The sequence below is a fragment of the Gemella haemolysans genome, from assembly GCF_028308085.1.
Taxonomy (GTDB): Bacteria; Bacillota; Bacilli; order Staphylococcales; family Gemellaceae; genus Gemella; species Gemella haemolysans_D.
Genome location: NZ_JAQMFS010000076.1, coordinates 1 through 6,069 on the forward strand (window position 1 = coordinate 1; position 6,069 = coordinate 6,069).

General features: G+C 29.7%; 4 protein-coding genes. All 4 read left to right on the forward strand.

Features of this window, described 5'->3' with window-relative positions; translation table 11 throughout:
- Positions 1–382 precede the first annotated feature (382 nt).
- Genes acpS through PNO30_RS06550 form a run of 4 tightly spaced genes read left to right on the forward strand, consistent with a single transcriptional unit; the run spans position 383 to position 5,912 of the window.
- Positions 383–736 carry a holo-ACP synthase gene (acpS, locus tag PNO30_RS06535; protein ID WP_271987599.1) on the forward strand — a complete coding sequence of 118 codons (354 nt, stop codon included), beginning with the start codon at positions 383–385 and terminating at the stop codon, positions 734–736.
- Between the two features lie 4 nt (positions 737–740).
- The gene (gene alr / locus PNO30_RS06540; protein ID WP_271987601.1) at positions 741–1,868 is read left to right on the forward strand and encodes an alanine racemase; all 1,128 of its coding nucleotides are present in this window, start codon (positions 741–743) and stop codon (positions 1,866–1,868) included.
- A 1-nt stretch (position 1,869) separates the two neighbouring features.
- Complete coding sequence (locus PNO30_RS06545) at positions 1,870–4,038, forward strand: Tex family protein (RefSeq protein WP_271987603.1); 2,169 nt, start codon at positions 1,870–1,872, stop codon at positions 4,036–4,038.
- Between the two features lie 11 nt (positions 4,039–4,049).
- Positions 4,050–5,912: an acyltransferase family protein gene (locus PNO30_RS06550; RefSeq protein ID WP_271987604.1), complete on the forward strand. Its 1,863-nt coding sequence runs from the start codon at positions 4,050–4,052 to the stop codon at positions 5,910–5,912.
- Positions 5,913–6,069 lie beyond the last annotated feature (157 nt).

The following is a 6,069-nucleotide window of genomic DNA, read 5'->3' on the forward strand; positions in this document are numbered from 1 at the left end:
CCTAAATTTTAACAAGGTTTATATGAAAATTCATAGACGCAGTGGTTTATTGATATCTAAATTCGCTTTATAAAAGCTTTTTAGATATCTAATAACCTGTGCGGGGGTGACTCGATAAAATCGATTTCTTCGAAATCACGATTTTTGAGTCACTCCCATATTAAAACTTATAGACACTTTAACAAATCGGAACCTTAATTCACCTTGTGGAAACTTTTTAGAAATTGTATAGAATTTGTGGGGAAACTCTATACAGAAATTACGATTTTTGTTTTACTCCTAATTAAGTAAATAATAAAGCTAAATAACAAGTTAATATAGCTTTCATAATATCCATATTAGTGTTATAATATTGTAAGACTATATAATGAAGAGGTAAAAAATGATTTACGGAATAGGTTGTGATATCGTCGATATTCATCGCTTCGAAAAATATGTTGATGATAAAAAACGACTTGAAAAATTATATACAGAAAATGAATTAAATGAATTTTATAAAATAACAAATAAAAGAAGAAAAATGGAATTCCTTGCGGGACGCTTTGCGGTAAAAGAAGCAACCTCTAAAGCACTTGGAGTTGGAATTTCTAAGGAGTTTTCTTTTCATGATGTTGAGGTAAAAAAAGATGAGAATGGGAAACCATATATAGAATATGGCGACTTTAGGACACATCTGACTATAAGCCATACTGATACAACAGTAGTGGCGTTTGTTGTTTTAGAGAAAGGGGATTAGAATAATGATTAATGATAGACCAACACAATTAAGAGTAAATTTAGATGCATTATTAAATAATTACAGTAAGTTAAATGCTTTAAATAACAAAAAAATCGGATTAGCTATTGTTAAAGCAGATTCTTATGGACTTGGTTCGAAAGTAATCGCAGATCATCTATATAAAAATGGAGTTAGGTATTTCGCAACAGCAACATTAGAAGAAGCAATAGAACTAAAAGATGTTATTAAAGATAGTATGGTCCTTGTATTAGGAGTTACAAATCCCCAAAATGTTAAATATGCAGTAGAAAATAATGTTTCTTTAACATGTCCGTCTAAAGAATGGTTAGAAGAATCTTTAGCACAATTGCAACAAATAGAAGGAAAATTAAAAATTCATGTTAAAATAGATACTGGAATGGGAAGAATTGGAACTTCCGATTTAGAAGAACTAAAAGAGATTGATAACTTATTAGATTCAGAAAAACTTGATTTTGAAGGAATTTTCTCACATTATTCAAATGCTGATGGGTATGATGATAATTATGACAATTATCAAACAGAAAATTTCGAAAATACTCTTAATGTTTTCACTCATAAACCGAAATATATTCATATAGAAAATTCAGCAGGAACAGTAAAATATAGTGATAGAGAAGATCGTTACAATCTTTCTAGAATAGGTATTGCACTATATGGATGTTATCCAAGTGGAAATATTGAAAAATTAGATAAGGTGCAATTAGAACCTGTAGCTAGTTTAATTAGCAAAGTGACACATGTAAAAAAATTCCAAGCAGGACAAAAACTTGGGTATGGTGTTAGCTATGAAGCTAGACAAGATGAATATATTGCGACAGTGCCTATAGGATATGCTGATGGCTTACTAAGGAGAGCTCAAGGATTTAAAATTAGAGTTGGATCTGAAGAGTGTGAAATTGTTGGACGTGTATGTATGGATCAACTTATGGTTCGTTGTAGTGAAAATGTAAAAGTAGGAGACGATGTACTATTCTTTGGAGAATATAACGGTCAGAAAGTTTCAGTAGATGCTTTTGCAGAATATCAAAATACAATAAGTTATGAAATATTTTGTTGTATAAATAAACGTGTTCCAAGAGTTTATTATAATAATAAGATGGAGTTATAGAATGTACGAGAAAATTACAAAAAATTTGGCAACTAAGCTAAAGATACAAGATAAGTATGTGGTAAATGTCTTAAATCTATTAGAAGAGGGAAATACAATTGCTTTTATCGCTAGGTATAGAAAAGAATTAACAAATTCTTTAGATGAAGTTGCTATAAAACAAATACAAGATGAATTTAATTATTTAAAATCTCTTGAAGAAAGAAAAGAAGAAGTAATTAGATTGATTTCAGAAAAAGGTCTACTTACTGATGAGTTGAAAAAAGATATTTTAGCTCAAGAAAAACTACAAAGGGTAGAAGATTTATATCGTCCGTTTAAAGAGAAAAAACGTACTAAGGCTACGATAGCTAAAGAAAAAGGATTAGAGAAACTAGCTAACTATATTTTGAAACTTCCAAAATCTTTAGAAGATTTAAATAAAGAAGCAGCTAAATATATAAATACTGAAAAAGAAGTAAATAGTATTGAAGAAGCTATTAATTATGCACTAGATATTATCGCAGAAAATATTTCAGATAGTGCGAAATATCGTGAGTATGTACTTGAAAATACTAGAAAGTTTGGTCAGATCACTTCAGTACTAAAAAAAGGTGGAGAAGAGAAAGACGAAAACTCTACATATAAAAACTACTATGAATTCGGTGAACAAATTTCGAAAATTGCTTCTCATAGAATACTTGCTTTAAATAGAGCGGAAAAAGAGGGTATAATTCGTGTAAGTATAGAAAATGATAAAGATAGACTACATAATTATATTCTTAGAGGATTAACAAAAAATCGTCAAACAGCAATAAATGAATTACTATTAGAATGTATCGCTGATAGTATGAAACGTTTAATTTATCCATCTATCGAAAGAGAGATTCGTAGTGATTTAACGAAAAAAGCAGAAGAAGACTCTGTTGTTATTTTCTCAGAGAACTTAAAACAACTTTTAATGCAAAGTCCTCTAAAAAACAAGAAAGTTTTAGGAATAGACCCAGCGTTTAGAACTGGATGTAAGATGGCGATTGTTGATGAATATGGTAATTTTATAGATAAGATGGTTATTTATCCACATAAACCAGCATCAGCAGATAAACAAGAGAAATCTAAAAAAGATTTAATTAAATTTATTAATAAACACAATATTAATTTAATAGCTATCGGTAATGGGACAGCATCTCGTGAAACTGAAAAATTTGTTGTAGAAAATTTAAAAGAAGCGGGACTAAAAATAGATTATGTTATAGTTAATGAAGCGGGAGCAAGTGTTTACTCAGCGAGTGAAGTGGCTCGTGAAGAATTTCCTGATTTTAACGTAGAAGAGAGAAGTGCAGTATCAATTGCACGTCGTATTCAAGACCCGCTAAGTGAACTAGTAAAAATCGATCCTAAGTCAATCGGTGTTGGACAATATCAACATGATATAACACCTAAATTTTTAGAAAAAGAACTAACTTTCGTAGTTGAAACAGCGGTAAATAAAGTAGGGGTAAATGTTAATACAGCCTCAGTATCTTTATTATCATATGTTTCAGGTGTTAATAAGCAAATAGCTAAAAATATTGTGGCTTATCGTCAAGAAAATGGGAAAATTGAAACTATTAAAGAAATTGCTAAAGTACCAAGATTAGGTAAGAAAACATATGAGCAATGTGTAGGATTCTTTAGAATACCAGATAGTAAAAATATTTTTGATGCTACAGGTATTCACCCTGAGAGTTATAAAGCTGCAGAAAACTTATTAAAAGAATTGAAATTATCTACTAAGGAAGTTGGGACTGAAGAGTTTGCAACTACTGTAGAAGCTGTAGATAAGAAAGAACTGGCTGAAAAAATCGGTGTGGGAATAGAAACACTTGAAGATATAATTAAAGATTTAAAACAGCCATTACGTGATGAACGTGAATCATTTGCTAAACCATTGTTAAAATCAGATATTCTGACAATAGATGACCTACAAATTGGTGTGAAATTAGCTGGAACTGTTAGAAATATTACACAGTTTGGAGCTTTTATAGATATAGGTCTTAAGCAAGATGCAATGGTTCATATTTCAAAAATCAGTAAAAATTATATTAAAAACCCATTAGACGTTCTTAGTGTAGGACAAATCGTTGATGTATATGTTATTGATGTAGACAAAGAACGAGGTCGTGTCGCACTAGCAATGTTTAAAGATTAAAGGAGGTAGAAATGAGTAATAACAAATCAAAATACCTTCCAAGTATAGATAGCTTAAGGGCATTGGCGGTATTAGCCGTTATTATTTATCACGTCGATGTAAATTACCTACCAGGTGGTTTCTTAGGTGTTGATTTATTCTTTGTTTTATCAGGTTATTTAATTAGTTCATTGATTATTAAAGAATATAAAAAGACAGGGTCTCTTAATTTATATAATTTTTATTTAAGAAGAGCTAGACGTTTATTACCAGCAGTGTATTTTATGATAACTGTAGGATTGATAGTGATGGTGCTATTCAATGATGTATTACTACGTAAAAGTCATCTTGATGCCTTATTTGGTTTCATATATTCAAGTAACTGGTGGTATATATTCCATAAATTAGATTATTTTGATAGTTTTGGTTCGCAAAGTCCATTTAAACATTTATGGTCATTAGCTATTGAAGAACAATTTTACATGGTTTTCCCATTGTTATTTTTAATATTTAATAGGAAAAAGAAAGCCAAAGATGGAACATATAAATTAAATAAGAATTTTTTATATGTTGTTGTAGGATTAATATTTATATCTCTAATAACACATATTTTATTATTCGATATAAATAATATAAGTCGAATTTATTTTGGAACAGATACTAGAGCATTTTCGTTACTTGTTGGTGTTGTAGGAGCGATTTTATATCCTATGGATAAACTTAATACAAGAGTAACGCCAAAAGAAAATATACGTTACAGTTTAGTATCGTTTGTTTCGATAGCTATCTTAATAGCAATTATGATTTATACTTCAGAGTATAATACTTGGCTATATCGAGGAGGATTCCTACTTGTAGCTATTTTAGGTTTAGTAATTATAATAAGTAGTGGGAAACAACATACTATAATGTCAAAACTACTATCATTCAAACCAATAGTTTTTATTGGTAAAATTTCGTATAGTTTATATTTATGGCATTTTCCAATTTTAGTGTTAACTACACCAGTGTCAGAAATTGGTAATCCTAATATTTTATATGTAATATTACGAATTATACTTACGTTTGTTGTAGCTATTATAAGTTACGTATTTGTTGAAACACCAATTCGAAAACTAGGATTTATAAACTACGTTAACTTGGTTTATAAAAAAATAGTAAAACGTCCTAAAAAAGCAAGAAAAGTATATGCTAGTATTATAGGTGTAGTATCATTACTATTTGTGATGGGAATATTTGGGAAAGGTGTTCCATTCCTTTCAACAGCATTTGTAAAAGAAATGGAAAACAATAAAGAAACTCAATTTGTAAATAATCAAAATAATAATAGTGATAATAATCAAAATAAATCTACTGACGAGAATAAAGATAACAAAGAAAATAAAGATGATAAAAATAATTCAGACAAGAAATATAGTTCTGTAGTTGTTATGGGAGATTCTCTGACAGTTGATATCGGAGAGAAGTTTAAAGAGTTGTATCCAGGAGCTGTTATAGATGGTAAAATCGGTCGACAATTATATATGGCAGTGGATGAAGCTAAAAATTACGCTCAATATAACAATGAGAATTCAGCGATAATATTCCAACTAGGAACTAATGGACCATTCACTGAAAGTCAACTTGATGAATTAGTGAAGATTTTTGATAAAGCTGATATTTACTTCGTTAATGTTAAAGTACCAAGAGCTTGGGAAAAAACTGTAAATTCAGAGTTAACAAAAGCAAAAGAAAAATACTCTAATGTAACGATAATTGATTGGTATTCGGTGGCAAATGGTAATACTACTTTATTCGAACCAGATAAGGTGCATTTAAAACCGAACGGTGCTGAAAGAATGGTTGATTTAATAGTGAAAAATCTTAAACGACCAGTAGAAATTAAAGAAGGTTAGAAGATATATTATATAATATACATAAAACTAAGTAGTTTTAAAAGACTGCTTAGTTTTATTATGGGCTTTAGCCAGTTGAGGAGGCGAAGTCTCCGAAACAAAAAACCACCCGCTATGCGGGTGCGAGACAAAAGTTAAACAATTGAAAAATCATCCT